The organism is Aminobacter sp. SR38, from assembly GCF_014843375.1.
Lineage (GTDB): Bacteria > Pseudomonadota > Alphaproteobacteria > Rhizobiales > Rhizobiaceae > Aminobacter > Aminobacter ciceronei.
In genome coordinates, this window is the sequence record NZ_CP062112.1 from 1,275,229 (window position 1) to 1,288,941 (window position 13,713).

17 protein-coding genes are annotated in these 13,713 nt (G+C 65.3%); 7 read left to right on the plus strand and 10 right to left on the minus strand.

The genetic code is table 11. The annotated features are described in order from the left end of the window. Positions 1–17 precede the first annotated feature (17 nt). The 4 genes from IG197_RS06285 (at position 18) to IG197_RS06300 (ending at position 2,378) form a co-directional block, all read left to right on the plus strand. Positions 18–440, plus strand: coding sequence for an NUDIX domain-containing protein (locus IG197_RS06285; protein WP_192317720.1), 423 nt, complete (start codon positions 18–20; stop codon positions 438–440). Between the two features lie 144 nt (positions 441–584). Then, entirely contained in the window at positions 585–962 is a 378-nt protein-coding gene (locus IG197_RS06290; protein WP_067964142.1) for a TIGR02301 family protein, read from the plus strand. Between the two features lie 133 nt (positions 963–1,095). Beyond that, positions 1,096–1,353: a hypothetical protein gene (locus tag IG197_RS06295; protein WP_067964147.1), complete on the plus strand. Its 258-nt coding sequence runs from the start codon at positions 1,096–1,098 to the stop codon at positions 1,351–1,353. Positions 1,354–1,526: 173 nt separating this feature from the next. After that, positions 1,527–2,378, plus strand: a complete 852-nt coding sequence (locus IG197_RS06300) for a hypothetical protein (protein ID WP_154385065.1) — start codon at positions 1,527–1,529, stop codon at positions 2,376–2,378. 277 nt (positions 2,379–2,655) lie between these two features. Here the strand turns inward: IG197_RS06300 and IG197_RS06305 are convergent, their stop codons facing one another. Then, entirely contained in the window at positions 2,656–3,987 is a 1,332-nt protein-coding gene (locus IG197_RS06305) for a dihydroorotase (protein WP_192317721.1), read from the minus strand. A 71-nt stretch (positions 3,988–4,058) separates the two neighbouring features. Here IG197_RS06305 and IG197_RS06310 point away from each other — a divergent pair, with 71 nt between their 5' ends. Both IG197_RS06310 and IG197_RS06315 read left to right on the plus strand, forming a co-directional pair. Further along, positions 4,059–4,913 (plus strand): folate-binding protein YgfZ, encoded by an 855-nt coding sequence (locus IG197_RS06310; protein WP_192317723.1) that lies wholly within the window; start codon positions 4,059–4,061, stop codon positions 4,911–4,913. Between the two features lie 3 nt (positions 4,914–4,916). After that, on the plus strand, positions 4,917–5,534 hold the full coding sequence (locus tag IG197_RS06315) for an HD family hydrolase (protein WP_192317725.1): 618 nt from the start codon (positions 4,917–4,919) through the stop codon (positions 5,532–5,534). Between the two features lie 48 nt (positions 5,535–5,582). Here IG197_RS06315 and IG197_RS06320 read toward each other — a convergent pair whose 3' ends face one another. After that, complete coding sequence (locus IG197_RS06320; protein WP_192317727.1) at positions 5,583–6,209, minus strand: glutathione S-transferase family protein; 627 nt, start codon at positions 6,207–6,209, stop codon at positions 5,583–5,585. A gap of 167 nt (positions 6,210–6,376) precedes the next feature. Here IG197_RS06320 and IG197_RS06325 point away from each other — a divergent pair, with 167 nt between their 5' ends. Next, a complete protein-coding gene (locus tag IG197_RS06325) occupies positions 6,377–7,132 on the plus strand; it encodes a sulfite exporter TauE/SafE family protein (RefSeq protein ID WP_192317729.1) in 756 nt (251 codons plus the stop codon). A 15-nt stretch (positions 7,133–7,147) separates the two neighbouring features. Here IG197_RS06325 and IG197_RS06330 read toward each other — a convergent pair whose 3' ends face one another. From IG197_RS06330 to IG197_RS06365, 8 genes are all read right to left on the minus strand, one after another. Then, the gene (locus IG197_RS06330) at positions 7,148–8,344 is read right to left on the minus strand and encodes a low temperature requirement protein A (protein WP_192317731.1); all 1,197 of its coding nucleotides are present in this window, start codon (positions 8,342–8,344) and stop codon (positions 7,148–7,150) included. 90 nt (positions 8,345–8,434) lie between these two features. Continuing rightward, entirely contained in the window at positions 8,435–8,818 is a 384-nt protein-coding gene (locus IG197_RS06335) for a DUF4087 domain-containing protein (protein ID WP_192317733.1), read from the minus strand. A 97-nt stretch (positions 8,819–8,915) separates the two neighbouring features. Further along, positions 8,916–9,188: a DUF3303 domain-containing protein gene (locus tag IG197_RS06340; RefSeq protein ID WP_154385058.1), complete on the minus strand. Its 273-nt coding sequence runs from the start codon at positions 9,186–9,188 to the stop codon at positions 8,916–8,918. 63 nt (positions 9,189–9,251) lie between these two features. Beyond that, positions 9,252–10,043 carry an SDR family NAD(P)-dependent oxidoreductase gene (locus IG197_RS06345; RefSeq protein WP_192317735.1) on the minus strand — a complete coding sequence of 264 codons (792 nt, stop codon included), beginning with the start codon at positions 10,041–10,043 and terminating at the stop codon, positions 9,252–9,254. A 1-nt stretch (position 10,044) separates the two neighbouring features. Next, positions 10,045–10,605, minus strand: coding sequence for an SRPBCC family protein (locus tag IG197_RS06350; protein WP_192317737.1), 561 nt, complete (start codon positions 10,603–10,605; stop codon positions 10,045–10,047). Continuing rightward, complete coding sequence (locus tag IG197_RS06355; RefSeq protein WP_192317739.1) at positions 10,602–10,988, minus strand: helix-turn-helix transcriptional regulator; 387 nt, start codon at positions 10,986–10,988, stop codon at positions 10,602–10,604. Before IG197_RS06355 ends, IG197_RS06350 begins: the two co-directional genes overlap by 4 nt. A gap of 61 nt (positions 10,989–11,049) precedes the next feature. Further along, positions 11,050–12,510 carry a RimK family protein gene (locus IG197_RS06360; protein ID WP_192317741.1) on the minus strand — a complete coding sequence of 487 codons (1,461 nt, stop codon included), beginning with the start codon at positions 12,508–12,510 and terminating at the stop codon, positions 11,050–11,052. Then, complete coding sequence (locus IG197_RS06365; RefSeq protein WP_192317743.1) at positions 12,507–13,613, minus strand: peptidase C39 family protein; 1,107 nt, start codon at positions 13,611–13,613, stop codon at positions 12,507–12,509. The genes IG197_RS06360 and IG197_RS06365 overlap by 4 nt, the downstream gene beginning before the upstream one ends. Positions 13,614–13,713 lie beyond the last annotated feature (100 nt).

The following is a 13,713-nucleotide window of genomic DNA, read 5'->3' on the forward strand; positions in this document are numbered from 1 at the left end:
TTGCCCGAGGTAAAATCATGATCGACGCGACCATCATCCCTGCCGTCTCCGTCGCCGTCCTGCGCAACCGCTCGATCATGCTGGTGCGCCGCGGCCGCGCGCCGTCGAAAGGGCTCTACGCCTTCCCCGGCGGACGTGTCGAAGCAGGCGAGGCGCTGGAAGAGGCCGCCCGCCGCGAGCTGATGGAGGAAACGGGCATTGCGGTCGGCGACCTCGTCCGCTTGCGCGAGCTGCTCATCGACAGCCGCAACGACAGCGGCTCGGTCTACCTGCTCACCGTCTTCGGCGCCCGCCACCTCGAAGGCGAACCGGTTGCCGCCGACGATGCCGACGAGGCCGCCTATTTCGACCTCGCCGAGATCGAACGCCTGCCGCTGACCGATTCGACGCTCGAAATCGTGCTCGAACTGCTCGGCGGTGCGGTCGTACTGCCGGCATAGAGCAATTCCAGGAAAAACCGTGCAGCGCGCATCCCAAGGATTTCGCAAGTCGAAGATCGAGGGATTCCGCTTTTTGACGAAAAGTGAAAGGGATAGAGGCCTCGGCGGCCTTGCCGGGGACAAATTGTTTCGCCACAAAAGCTTATGATGCGCGCTTCGACCTACATCATGGCTATCACGCTTGCCGCGACGACCGCGTTCGCAGCACCGGTACGCGCCGTCGAAGCGCCGTTCGAGCCGGGCCTGATGCGCCTTGCCGAGGTTCTCGGCTCGCTGCATTTCCTGCGCAATCTGTGCGGCGAAAAGGGCAGCCAGTGGCGCGGCGAGATGGAAAAGCTGCTGCAGGCCGAGAACCCCTCGCCCGAGCGCCGCGCCCGTTTCATCGCGTCCTTCAACCGGGGCTATCGCTCCTTCGACGGCACCTACACCGCCTGCACGCCGTCGGCAACCGAAGCGATCAGCCGCTACATGAAGGAAGGCGAGGCTTTGAGCCGCGACATCGCCTCCCGCTTCGGTAATTAACAGGCTATTTACTCTCCCGGCATTGCTTGCCGTACACGAACGGGCGATTGTGCTAGGTGTCTTAACGGGACATTAAAGGGATAGCTCAAGTTGATCCGAATCATCGGGTTGCTGGGCAGGGTGAAAGACCGCAATGGAACAAAGCGTAAGCGACATCGACGCCCTGGTTCGGGAAGAAAAGCGCCTGACCGCTGTCGAGAGCCACAATGAGGCGTGGGCCGAAGGCCTGTCCGCCGGCATCGAGCCCGAGATCATCGCCGAAGCAGCCCTTGCCACGGCTTTTGCCGAGATCGTCGCCGCCAATGGCGAGCCTGCAGCACTGGCCATGCTCGATCGCATGCGCGCCAGGGTGGAAGCCGGTGACTTCGAGCCGGTGCGCCTGCGGCATTGAGCGCCGCCCCACTTCTTTGACTAGCCGACACGGTTTCGGCATCATGCTGGCACATTGAGGGCGTAACCACGCATTGTCGGAACATGATTCCGGGCGGGGTCATGCGATTGAAAGCGTTGCAGCGTCGGCCCGAGAGGGGGCAAACGCTCGGGAATACCGGAGCCAGGGATCTGATGCGGCCAAAGACTGAAACTGCGCCCCGCGGCGCATTGCGACTTGCCGTTCTCGGCCTTGCCGCCTCGCTCGTCCTGCCGCTTCACGCCTCGACGGCTTTTGCGCTTTCCGAAATCAAGCGCGAGGAAATCCCCGCCCCCGTCATGCCGCCCAAGCCGGCCGCCGACCAGGATGCCGTGCCGGAAAAGTCGGTGCCGATGCCCGACCCGATCCAGACGCCGGCGACCACGGCACCTCAAGGGACCGAAGCACCTGCAGGCACCGAAGCACCGTCCGGTTCCGAGCAACCGGCCGACGACCAGCCGGCCGAACCGGATGCCACGCCCACCGAACCGGGCGGCGCCACCGGTCCCGCCGCCCCCAATCTCGATCCGGAAGGCCCGCTGCCCGAAATCGTCTACGACCTCAGCCGCCTGCCCGAGCCGGTCGCGCGCATGCGCAGCCTCTTGGTCGAAGCCGCCAAGACCGGCGACATCGAAAAGCTGCGGCCGCTGGTCGGCCAGGGCGAAGCGATGCCGCAATTGTCGTTCGGCGACATCGAGGGCGATCCGATCGCCTTCATCAAGGGGCTATCCGGCGACGGCGAAGGCCAGGAAATCCTCGCCATCATGGAAGAGGTGCTGAACGCCGGCTACGTCCATTTGGGCGAAGGCACCGACGAAGACCTCTATGTCTGGCCCTATTTCTTCGGCATCCCGCTCGACAAGCTCGATCCGCGCCAGAAGGTCGAGCTGTTCAAGATCGTCACCGCCGGCGACTACGAAGACATGAAGCAATATGGCGCCTACGTCTTCTATCGCCTCGGCATCACTCCCGAAGGCCGCTGGGCGTTTTTCGTCGCGGGTGATTGACCCTCGTTCCTTCGCCCCGTTCACGGGGAGAAGGTGGCCCGAAGGGTCGGATGAGGGGCAGCGCTGACGGCCGGCAAATGTGGAGGGCACTCCCGATCGCCGGCTCCGTTTCCAGAAGGCTTTCGCACCAGTCGATCTTCCGGCAACGGCATGGACTGGGATGACGAATTGGAGAGGCCGCTCGCGGATGGCAGGATTGTCAGCCATTGAGGTCGCATGACCGAGCGACCCCCATGCCCTGCAGTCCGATCTCGCCCACGAACGGCGGGAGGAAAGTCTACTTCACCACGGCTTCCGAAAACTCCACCGCCCTGCCCTGCGACGGCGTGGTGATCTCGGCTTCCCACATGACGCGCATGCCGCGGACGATGGTGCCGACCGGCCAGCCGGTGACCTTCTTGCCGTCATAAGGCGTCCAGCCCGCCTTGGAGCCGGCCTGGGCGTTGGTGATGGTCTGCTCGCGCTTCATGTCGACGACGGTGAAGTCGGCGTCGTAGCCGGCGGCGATGCGGCCCTTGCGGGCCATGCCGAAGATGCGGTTGGGGCCGTGGCTCGCAAGGTCCACGAAGCGCTCCAGCGTCAGCCGGCCCGCATTGACGTGGTCGAGCATGATCGGCACCAGCGTCTGCACGCCGGTCATGCCCGAGGGCGAGGCCGGATAAGGCTTGGCCTTCTCAGTCAGCGTGTGCGGCGCGTGGTCGGAGCCGAGCACGTCGACGATACCTTGCGAAATACCGTGCCAGATGCCGTCGCGGTGACGTGCTGCGCGTACCGGCGGGTTCATCTGCAGCAGCGTGCCGAGACGGGCGTAGTCGTCCGCGCTCATGGTCAGATGATGCGGGGTCGCCTCGCAGGTGGCGACGTCCTTGTGCTGTTCGAGGAAGGTGATTTCCTCCGCCGTCGAGATGTGCAGCACGTGGATGCGGGCGCGCTCTTGCCGGGCGATGCGCACCAGCCGCTCGGTGCACTGAAGTGCTGCGATCTCGTCGCGCCAGATCGGGTGCGAGGACGGGTCGTTGTCGACGCGCAGGTTCTGGCGCTCGCGCAGGCGGAACTCGTCTTCCGAGTGGAAGGCGGCACGGCGGCGGGTGTTGCGCAGGATCGAAGCGACACCCTCGTCGTCCTCGACCAGAAGGTCGCCGGTCGACGAGCCCATGAACACCTTGATGCCGGCAGCACCCGGCAGACGCTCCAGCTCGGCGACGTCGCCGGCGTTGTCGCGGGTGCCGCCGACCCAGAAGGCGAAGTCGCAATGCATGCGCGCGGTCGCCCGGCTGACCTTGTCGGCCAGCGTCGCTTCGCTCGTCGTCAGCGGGTTGGTGTTGGGCATCTCGAAAACAGTGGTGACGCCGCCGAGAACGGCCGCGCGCGAACCACTCTCCAGGTCTTCCTTGTGCTCCAGCCCCGGCTCGCGGAAATGCACCTGGCTGTCGACGACGCCGGGCAGGATGTGCAGGCCGGTGCAATCGATGGTCTCGCCGGCCGAAGCGCGGCCGAGATCGCCGATGGCGGCGATCCTGCCATTGGTGACGCCGACGTCGCGAACGCCGCTGCCGTCATGATTGACGACCGTGCCGCCCTTGAGGATGAGATCGAAGGTGGTAGCCATGTCGCGCGTGCCCTTGTCTGGGAATTGCCTGCGGCTTACGTAATGGCTCTCCGAAATGCAAGATCAGGTCCATGCCGACAGCCATCCTCGCCGACCGCGCCATCATCGATGTTTCCGGCCCCGATGCCGAGCATTTTCTGCAGAACATCCTGACGCTCGACCTGGATGCGCTTGGCCGCAACGAGGCCAAACCCGGTGCGCTGCTCGCCCCGCAAGGCAAGATCATGTTCGATTTCCTGGTCTCGCGCAGCACAGACAATGCGCTCAGGCTGGAATGCCGGGCCGACATAGCAGACGATTTCGTCCGCCGCCTGATGCTCTACCGGCTGCGCGCCAAGGCCGAAATTTCCAAGCAGGATCAGGCTGTTGTTGCGGTTACGTGGCAAGATGATTCAGCTGCTTCGCACTCTGATTCAACTGTCCGCGACAGCCGCTTCCAGCAGCCGGTCTTCCGCCATTACGGCACCGCCCCCGCGCCTAGCGCCTCCGAGGCCGACTGGCACGCGTTCCGCATCGACAATGGCGTCGCCGAAAGCGGCCCCGATTATGCGCTCTCCGACGCCTTCCCGCATGACGTGCTGCTCGACCAGATGGGCGGCATCGGTTTCAGGAAAGGCTGTTTCATCGGCCAGGAGGTCGTGTCGCGCATGCAACATCGCGGCACCGCGCGGCGCCGCGTGCTGCTCGTCTCGGCTGCCTCAGGCCTGCCGGCGCCGGGCACGGAACTCAGGGCCGACGGCAAGGTTCTGGGCACGCTCGGCTCCGTCGACGGTTCGAACGGCCTCGCCATCGCCCGCATCGACAGGGTCAAGGCCGCGCTCGACGCCGGCAGCGCCATCACCGCCGGCGAGGTCACCGTGGCGCTCGCCATTCCCGCCTGGGCCAGCTTCACCTATCCCGAAGCCACCAGTGCGGAAGACGCCTGAGCCATGGCCGACCGTCCCGGCGCCCCGCCCCGCGCCTGGCAGCGCATGCTGTCGGGCCGACGCCTCGACCTGCTGGACCCCTCGCCGCTCGACGTCGAAATATCCGACATCGCCCACGGCCTGGCGCGTGTCGCGCGCTGGAACGGCCAGACCTCGGGCGACCACGCATTCTCGGTGGCGCAGCACTCGCTTCTTGTCGAGCAGATCTTCCGCCGGATCGTGCCGGATGCCGAACCCGAAGCGCTGCTGGCGGCGCTGCTGCATGACGGGCCGGAATATGTCATCGGCGACATGATCTCGCCGTTCAAGTCGGTCGTCGGCGGCGGCTACAAAAGCTGCGAGGAGCGGCTGCAACACGCCATCCACCTGCGTGTCGGCCTGCCGGCCGAGATCGGCCAGGGCCTGAAGAAGGACATCAAGCGCGCCGACCAGATATCGGCCTATTTCGAGGCGACAGTGCTTGCCGGCTTTTCCATCGCCGAGGCGACCGAGTTCTTCGGCCGCCCGCGCGGCATCACCGCCGACGGGCTCGAGCTTGCGCCGCAGCCGGCCAAACGCGTGCAGGAGGCCTTCCTCAAGCGCTTTGCCGCGATCGAGAAGCTGCGCGCTTTCAGGGCGTGAACGCGAAAAACCGCCCGTCTGTTTCCGGGCAGGCTCTGCCGAAAATCCTCAGGCCGGCGGGATGAACTCCTGGCTGATCTCCTTGAACACCGCCGTTGCCTCCAGCCGTGCCGCATCGGCGGCAAGGGCGGGGAATTCGGCCATGTCGAGCAGGCCCTGATGGGCGTCGTTGATGAAGCGCAGCACACAGACAACGGCAATGTCGGCATGGCCGATGCGGTCGCCGAACCAATACGCGCTGCCGCGTTTGGCACGCTCGGCCTCCAGCACCTTGAGCACCGAGGCGATCTGCGTGCGGCAGCGTTCGACCCAGACCTCCGAGACATGGGTGTGCAGCCGCTTCTCGTAGAACAGGCTGACCGCCTTCTCGCCGACGCCGGTGGCGAGCGTCGCGATCTTCAGCGCCTGGTGCCGGGCCGGCTCGGTCTGGGGAAACATCGCCGCGCCTGAAGGCGCAAGATGGTCGAGATAGTCGAGCATCATGTGGCTGTCGATCAGCACCTCGCCATCGTCGAGCACCAAAGTCGGCACCCGGGTCAGCGGGTTGTAGGCACGGATCTTGTCGGCGTCGCCGAAGGCCGACCATGTCTCATGCCGGAACGGGATGCCGTAGAACCGAAGCGCTATGCCGACGCGGCGGACGAAAGGGCTGTCATACTGGCCGATGAGGATCATGTCGTAACGTCCCGCTGCAAAACATCGGGAGATAGTACATCAGGCATCGTTGCGATCCAGAAGCCAGGGATCGGGTTCCGACGCACCAGCCCGTCACATCCCGCCTTGCCTGCGGACTGCAACTGCCTGAGAACGGCCAGGCAATTCCTATCGGGCGGGGCTGAGTCGTGACCCTTGGTGACGTAGCGCTGTGGCAATATCTGCTGGTGGCGGCGGTGTCGTTCTGCGCAGCCATTCTTGGCGGCGTCACAGGTTACGGAACGGGGCTGCTGCTGCCGCCGGTCCTGCTGCCGATCGTCGGACCCGAGGCGGTGGTGCCGATCATCAGCGTCTCGGCCCTGATGACGAACGGCAGCCGGCTGGCGGCCTTCCATGCGCAGTTCGACCGTCGCACCGCCCTCGTCGTCGGCGCTTTCGCCTTGCCCGCCTGCCTTGCCGGCGCCTATGGCTACACCCTGCTTTCGGGGCCCGGCATCACACTGCTGATCGGAACGATGCTGATCATCCTGGTGCCGGTCAGGCATCTCCTGCTGCGCGCCCGCGGCAATCTCCGCGGCGCGGGCCTGCGTGCCGCCGGGCTGGGCTACGGCCTGCTTGCCGGCGGCACGTCGGGGGCCGGTGTCGTCCTCATCACCATCCTGCTTGCCGCTGGCCTTGGCGGCAGGGCGGTGATTGCCACCGACGCCGGCATTTCGATGACTTTGGGCCTCGCCAAGGCTTTGGTCTTCCAGACCACCGGCTTCCTGCCGCTGTCGTCGGTGGCGATGGCCCTGCTCATCGGCCTGTGCGCAACACCGGGCGCCTTCATCGCCAAGCGGCTCGCATCCGGCCTCTCCAACCGGGCCCATATCGCCATCCTCGACGCGGTCGTTGTCGTCGGCGGCGTGCTGCTCATCGCCCAGGGTTTGCGCAGCTGGCTCTAGCCTCGACCCAGTCTTCTAGTCCGCATGATGGTCGACGTGATGTCTGGCCGGCTGCCCCCTGAGTTCGAGCACGGCCACCAGCACCATCACGACAGTGGTCGCCGCCCCGATCGCCAGCGGCGACATGTGGCTGGCAAAGGGCACCATGGCCGCAAGGATGGCGATGCCGATGACATGCGACAGCGGCGCGCGGCCGACGACATAGAATTTGAACAGCAGGTTGCCGGCGAGGTAGAGCGCCGAGCCGCCGATCGCCGTCCAGATCAGCGCCGGCTCGGCATGGCCGAGCGGATGGGCGAGCACCAGCTCGTCCGACACCGCCACGACGATGATGCCGGCGACCAGGATGACCGGGATGTAGGTGTAAGCGACACGGGCGATCTGGCCGGTGTCTGAGGCCGAGGCGATCTTGTGGTGGGCGAGTTCCTGCCCGACGTTGAAATAGACAAGCCACATCGCCACCGAGGCGAAGAATGTGGTCAGGAATGCCGCCAGGTTGACCCAGTTCAGTTCGAGCTCGGCAAAGGTCACGCCCGACACCAGGATCGATTCGCCGAGCGCGATGATGATGAACAGCGCCGAGCGCTCGGCCATGTGGCCACCCTCGACGTCCCAGCCCGTTGTCGACGAGGCGCCGTGCCAGGGCGTCCAGAAGCCGAGCGCCGGCGACACCAGTTCGATCAGCAGTGCCACCGCCCACAGCGCGAAACGGTTCTCGGGCTCGGCCAGTCCGCCCGCAATCCAGAACACACCCGACAATCCGAGCCAAAGTCCGATGCGGACGAAGTTGAGGTAGTTGTCGCGGTTATGGTTCTTCAGCGCCCAGATCACGAACAAAGTGCGCCCGACCTGCATGACGACATAAGCAAGCGCGAATTGCAGGCCCCGCCCCTCGAACGCCTCGGGGATCGAGGTCGACAGCATCAGCCCGGCCAGCATCAGGGCAAACAGCATGCCGCGCACCGGCGCCTTGCGCGGGTCGAGCCAGTTGGTCACCCAGGCGGTGTAGTTCCACACCCACCAGACGGCGACCAGCATCAGCAGTCCCTCGAGCGCACCTGACACCGACAGGTGCTTGAGCAGGAAATGCGACAGCTGCGTCACCGCAAAGACAAAGACGAGGTCGAAAAACAGCTCGACGAACTCGACCCTGGCGCTCTCGCCCTGCTGCCGCTTGCGCTGGTAGTCGTTGCTTGCACCGCTCAATGCCATGCCTGTTTCCTCTGATGTTCAATCATCGATAGCCTCGCGGCATCCCGTTCGGTCCGGCCCATGCGCGGGCTGACCGGACGGCCTTGCCACTCAATCCGGCGGCGGCGGCAAGGATTTGTCGGCCCGGCACCTGGCGAGCGGCAGGATGTCACCGGCAAAAACCTTTCTAATGCGCTGGTTGCCGGCATCGGTCTCGACGGTCATGCAGGCGCAGCCATAACCATAGCCGGCCCCCGGCACGTTGGTCTCGACGAACTGCCTGGGATTGAAGTCAGGCGCCTTGTCGGCACCGGCCGCGTCGGGCCCGTCGGCCTCGCCCTGCGATGTGATCGTCCAGGTCGCATCCTTGTCGATGAGCCAGAGATTGCCCGGCGTCGGGTTGGCGTACCAGCCGCAGCGTCGCTCGGCCGCCGATGCATCACCCAGCGACGCGAGTGCTCCAACCGCAAGAGCAAGAGAGAGAATCCGCCGCATGCACGCCTCCAATGCATCGGCAGGAAAACAAGCCGCCCGGTCATTTGCAAGCGGCATTTGCAAGTCTCGATTGATATGGCGCGCGAGCACACGCGGCTCAAAGATGGGGCGCCAGCCCCGCGGCGGTATCTTTGCTCGATGCCACCGGCACGATCTCGAAGCCGACGAGGTCGGCCCATTCGACGACCCAGCGCTGCAGCAGCGTGACGTTTTCGGCCTCCACCAGCATGAAGCAGCGGCTCATGTCGGCGGCGATCCAGCTGTGGTGAACGATGAAGCCTTCGGGTGCCAGCCGTCCCTTGTCGCGAAATCGGCGGTAGATCGCCTTCGGGTCGCGCCCGCGAAAATCCTCGATGACAAAGAAAAGCATCTTTTGTCCGTGCCCCCAACTCTCCGTGGGAGAAGATCAGGGGGCACGGAACTTGGCAAGCGGTCAGTCGACCAGCGTGCCGCAGCTCAGATTGGCGATCGCCCCGGTCATCGCGCCGGCACGGTCGGATGCGGCGAAGGCGGCGAAATCGCCGATCTCGGCCAGCGTCGGAAAGCGCCTGAGCAACGGCCCGCTGGCGGCGCGGGCGGAAAGCATGTCGTCGACCGACATGCCCGCGCGCTGCGCAAAACCCTCGAAGGCCGCGCGGACATGCGAAACATCAATCGCTTCCGGGATGGCGTCGGGCCGGAGGCAGATCACCCTGATGCCCTGCGCCCCGAGCTCGCCGGCGAGGATGCGCGAAAACGCCTCCACCGCCGCACTTGCCACGCCGTTGCCGAGAAAGCCTGCGCCCGACAGCCGCGCGCCCGGTGTCGACAGGGTCAGGATCACGCCCCTGCCCCTGAAGTGCCGCGCCACCGCTTTCGCGGTCAGGAAGTTGGTCCTGGTGTAGGCTGCGACAGGCAGCTCGAAATCGGCATAGGACAGCTCCGCCAGCGGCGTGCCCTGGACATGGAATATGCCGATGGCATTGAGCGCGATGTCGATGCCGCCGGCCTTTGCCGCCACCATCTCGGCGTGGCGTTCGACTTCGTCCTCGTCGAGCGCGTCGACGACGGCGATATCGACGTCACCGCCCAGCGCCCGGATGTCGCCGGCAACCGCCTCCATCTTCGCCCGCGTCCGCCCGGCGAGGAACACACGCGCCCCGTCGCGGGCGAAGGCCCGGGCCGCGGCGCCGCCGATCGCGCCGCCGCCGCCATAAACAACCGCAATGCGGTTCACGAGCGACATGTCACGCTCCATCCGCATTGCCGATACGCTCGGCATATTCGCTGACAAGCCTTGTGTGGGTGCGCCAGAAGCCGTCGGGCTCGCGGCCCTCGAGCCTGTCGGCCAGGATGCCGAGATGGGTGTGCCAGCCGGCGGCGACATTGAGCATCGCGCCGTGGTCGGTGAGCCGGCGATGGGTGACCGTCAGCAGCACCTTGTCGTTGCGCGGCTCGAGCTCGAAACGCACCTCGGAGCTTTCGCCGGCTTCCGCAGCCCCACCCCAGCTATAGGCCAAAAGATGCGGCGGCTCGCAGGCGATGACCTCGCCCGGCACCCGATGTTCGGCAAAGGCGGCGAGATGCGCCGGCGGCGGATCGTCGTTGCGGGTCAGTTCGGAGTTGCGGAAACGGTTCTCGACCTGCCCGCCGGCCCGCAGTTCCATCGGGCCGCCGGCGAGCCAGGTGCTGCGCTTGTCGGAGTCGGTGAGGTAGCTCCAGATGCGCTCGACCGGGCCCGGCAGCAGGCGCTCGATGCGCACGGTTCCGGGCTCGGTGACGACGCCGTAAGAAGTATGGATATTCATGACCTTTTCCCTTTCTTCTTCGCTTCAGTGGTTTCGGATGGTTTGGCCGCCGCGGCCTGGTCCTCGGCGACGAGCAGGGCTTCGAGGACGTCGAGCTGCTGGTTCCAGAATTTCTCGTAGTGCCGCATCCACTCGACGCCGGCATGCATCGGCATGGCGTCGAGGCTGCAGACATGGGTGCGCCCCTGCACGCTGCGGCGCACCAGCCCGGCCTTCTCCAGCACCTTGATGTGCTTGGAGGCGGCGGCCAGCGTCATGTCGAAGGGTGCGGCGAGGTCGCCGACATTGCGCGGCCCCTTGGCCAGCCCCTGGAGCATCGCCCGGCGGGTCGGATCGGACAGCGCGTGAAAGACCGCGTCAAGATGTTCGGAATGTTCAACCATAAGGTATAATATATGGCGGCAAATCCGAATAGTCAACCGTTCGGTATAATGTTTTTCGAGGCTACTTGCCGTTGCGCTCCAGCCGGTCGAGGAACCATTGGGTCAGGCGTACCCAGACCTCGTCCTTCTCGCCAGAATCCTCGACGCCATGGTCGAGGTTGGGATTGTCGTTGACCTCGATGACGAAGACACCCTCCTTGGTCTCCTTGAGGTCGACGCCATAGAGCCCGTCGCCGATGCAGCGCGCGGCGCGCACGGCGGTGTCGATGACATGCGCCGGCGCATGCTTCAGCGTGAACGTCTTGATGCCGCCCTCGTCGGGCTTGCCGGCGCGGTCGTGGTTGACGATCTGCCAGTGTTTCTTGGCCATCAGATAGTGGATCGCAAACAGCGGCTGGCCGCCGAGCACGCCGACACGCCAGTCATAGTGCGTCGGCATGAATTTCTGCGCGATCAACAAGTCGGAATCCTCGAGCCAGGCGGTTGCCAGCGCCTTCAGCTCGTCAAAGTTCGACGCCTTCTTGACGCCGCGCGAGAACGAGCTGTCCGGTATCTTCAGCACCAGCGGAAAGCCAAGCGTGTCGGCGGCAAGCTTAAGGTCCGAGACACCCGCAATCATCACCGTCGGCGGCACCGGCACGTTGTTGTAGGTCATCAGCTCGTTGAGATAGACCTTGTTGGTGCAGCGGATCATCGACAGCGGATCGTCGATGACAGGCATGCCCTCCTGCTGCGCCCGGCGGGCGAAGCGGTAGGTGTGGTTGGAAATCGAGGTCGTCTCGCGGATCAGGAGCGCATCGTAATTGGCAAGCTTGGCCAGGTCCTTTTTGGTGATCGGCTCGACCTCGACGCCCATCTTCTCGGCGATACGGGCCCAGTAGCGCAGCGAGGCGATCTCCGACGGCGGCAGCTGCTCGTTGGGGTCGATCAGCGTGGCGAAGGTGTAGCGCGACGGCGTACGCGCCTTGGTGTCGCGCCACTCCCGGCTGGTATAGGTCTCGAGCGCCGCAACGAAGCGCTTCTTGTCGGCATCGTCGAGCCGGCCGAGTGCGGCAAAGCCTATTCTGTGGATCGAGGCCCACTCGCCGTCCTTGATCGCCACCTCCAGCGCCGGCGCACGGAACCAGTCGAACAACAGCCTGGTCAAGCGGTCCCAGGCCTTGGACGGGCCGATGCCGAAAAAGATCGTCACCTTGGCCGGAAACGAGCCGCCGAGATCCTTGCGGCACTTGTTCAGCGCCAGCTCAAGCTCGGGCAGCGCGTTTTCGTAGAGCTTGCGTTCCGACAGGTCGATCATCGTCTCGACCGTCGGGATCACCTTGTGGCCGCGCGAGCCGGCCAGCAGCGAGGCGTAATAGCCGCGGCTCTGATAGGCATAACGGTTCGACAGGTTGATGATCTTCGGCCGCTGGCCGCGAAACAGCGCGGGGTGGGCGAGATAGTCGCGGTTGGTGATGATCTTGTGCGGCGTCGCCGTCTGGTCGAGATCGCTTTGGCGGCCGGTGAGAATGACCCAGGTCATCGTTTCGAAGGCTTTCCGAGAGTGATTGCGGCGCGCAGGCCGTCGCGGCCGAACTGCGCCATGCGCATGAAGATGTCGTAGGGGACGGGAATATTGGCGGCGTCCGACGCCGTCTCGCGCTGCTCGTCCTCGATCCAGGGGTCATGGATCAGGATGTGGCCGCCATCGTCGCCAATGGCCAGCACCCAGTGCGGCACCTTCTTGCCGAACATCAGGAAGCCCGAGATCAGCACCAGCACCAGCTTGCCCTCGGCCAGCCTGGCCCTGATGTCGTCGAGCGCGAAGGGACGGTAGGTCACGGGGATGGCGTATTTTTCGGCGCGGGCACGAAAATCGGCCTGGGCCAGCTCCATCACCCGTCGCTTCTCGGCGCTGCGGACGGACTGCAGGAACAAGGCGCCTTCGGCCGAGACGAAGATCTCGGCGCCAAGCCCGGCCTCGTGCCCTGCCACCGCCAGCCCGAACGGCTCGCAGCCGCCCGGCCCCGACATCATGAAGATGGTGGTCGCCTCACGCCACAGCCTGACCTCCATCACCGGGTCGGGTACGAATGTGCTGTCGAAATTGGCCATCGCCATCATCAGGCAGCACGGGCCGCAGGTGAAATCACAGGTCTGGGCGTAGAACGGCACCTTGGTGGCCACGGGCACGTCGCCGCGCAGCGTCTTTTCGTAGCGAAGCGCCGTCATGCCGTCTTCGTAATAGTCGGGCTCGTGGCCGATCCGGCGGTAGCCGTTCTTTTCATAGAGGCCGATGGCGCGGGCATTGTCCTGGCGCACCTCGAGCCTCAGCAGCATGCGGCCATGCCCGTAGGCGACGTCTTCGGCGGCATCAAGCAGCAGGCGGCCGATGCCCTTGCCGCCGAAGTCGGGGGCGATGGCAAAGGAATAGAGCCGGGCGACGCCGCTGCCCTTGCGAAACAGCACCATGGCGTAACCGGCAAGGCGGCCGTCGATCTCGGCGACGAGCGCCTCGGCGGTTTCGTGATCGATGAGCTGGCGGAAGGAGCGGCGCGAGATCCTGTCGCCCGGAAAGACGGCGTTCTCGATGGCGACGAGCGCATCGACATCTTCAGCGCGGGCCGTACGAATGTCGGCAGCCATCTGGTCCTGAGAACCTCGTCTGGGCAGGAGGAGCCCTGAAGGAATGACCTGCGAAGCGCTGGCGCGCGCCGCATTTGCCCTGCGCAGTCACGCCTCGATT